Raw genomic sequence first — 1,186 nt, 5'->3', positions numbered from 1 at the left:
TGGCGGAGGGGATGGGCCTGAAAGACAACCTTCTCCACCTCGGGAAACTCATAGCAGGATGAGGAGAAACCTGTTATTAATATTTTAAATCAATGTCTTAATAGAAGTCGTCCTTGAAGCGCTCGATCTGATGCATCCGCAAGCGCGAGCAGCACAGCACCCGAATGCCGGGTCAGCCAATGCACGGGGAAATGTCTCGCCGCGCAGACTTCTTCTGCAGGCCGATCACCAATCATCATCATGCTCTTCCTCGTCAACCTTGCCGAAGTCGCGGTGATTTCGCGCGACGGACTTGGCCTCGATTGCTTTCATACCCCATTTCCCGCGCTTCTTGTCGAAACTGGCAATGGCGATCCCTTTGACGAGGTCGCCCGCTTCAATATTTGCAGCAGCGACCATGTGCGGCGGGATGAAGATATCACCGAGCGTGAACCCAAGCCCGTTTTCGGTCACATTGGTTGCCTCGCAGAATGTTCGGCAGACCTCCGGTGCCGGGGATTGGTCGGTGGGAAGGATGGCGATGATGCGGGTGCGCATGCCGGCTTTCCCGTGGCGTCGGGCAAGGCGAACTGCTCCGGGTTCCACAGGCGAAGGAAGGGGAGCACCTTCAGTTGGTTACCTTTGGTCACGGGTATCAAGTTCCGGATTACTGTTCGGCGCTGTTGGTTCTACGGGAGATGGTGTCACTCAGCCGGAACCAGCCGATTGCAGCCTGATCTTTGGCGGATCGACAAGATACAGCTTGCCGCTGGTCCTGGTCATCGCCGTATAGAGCCAGCGGAAATAATCCGACGAACGTGGGTTCCGGGTTTTGTCGCACAATTTCGGCTGGTCGAACGGCAGGCTTCCGCTTGACGGATTTCAGGCGACGATTGCCTCGAACTGCTCCTTGATGGTCAGCGCCGGATTGAAGGCGAAGCGTCCTTGCCGCTTGCGCATCATGTGAACCATCTCAATGCTGGCGAGCGTAGCATTGGCCGAAGCAAACGACTTGAACCCGAGCGTCGGCCGGGTGCGCCGCTTGATGCGGCGATGATCCTGCTCAATTCGGTTGTTGAGATACTTGCTGCTTCTGATCCGGATCCTCTTAAGTGCCCCGCGCGCATTTACCTGCAGCCGGTTCTCCGTATCAATGGCAATGATTGCCTCGCGGTTGGTCTGGCTGCCATCAATGATGATCCGCTCA

3 protein-coding genes are annotated in these 1,186 nt (G+C 56.6%); all 3 read right to left on the bottom strand.

Features of this window, described 5'->3' with window-relative positions; genetic code table 11:
* Nucleotides 1-225: 225 nt before the first annotated feature.
* Nucleotides 226-537, bottom strand: a complete 312-nt coding sequence (locus ACFO1V_RS09420; protein WP_119043005.1) for a hypothetical protein — start codon at nucleotides 535-537, stop codon at nucleotides 226-228.
* Between the two features lie 150 nt (nucleotides 538-687).
* A complete protein-coding gene (locus ACFO1V_RS09415; RefSeq protein WP_209439135.1) occupies nucleotides 688-822 on the bottom strand; it encodes an ATP-binding domain-containing protein in 135 nt (44 codons plus the stop codon).
* A gap of 39 nt (nucleotides 823-861) precedes the next feature.
* A partial coding sequence (locus ACFO1V_RS09410; protein ID WP_380075086.1) for a DDE-type integrase/transposase/recombinase occupies nucleotides 862-1,186 on the bottom strand: 325 nt, incomplete at its 5' end.

This window comes from Daeguia caeni (assembly GCF_042653845.1).
In the GTDB taxonomy this organism is placed as follows: Bacteria; Pseudomonadota; Alphaproteobacteria; order Rhizobiales; family Rhizobiaceae; genus Brucella; species Brucella caeni.
The sequence above is the reverse complement of the archived record's forward strand: the minus strand, read 5'-3'. Positions and strand labels throughout refer to the sequence as shown.

Excerpts from the sequence above, each read along its gene's own strand:
- ACFO1V_RS09420 (WP_119043005.1), bottom strand. The coding sequence starts at position 537 with ATGCGCACCCGCATCATCGCCATCCTTCCCACCGACCAATCCCCGGCA.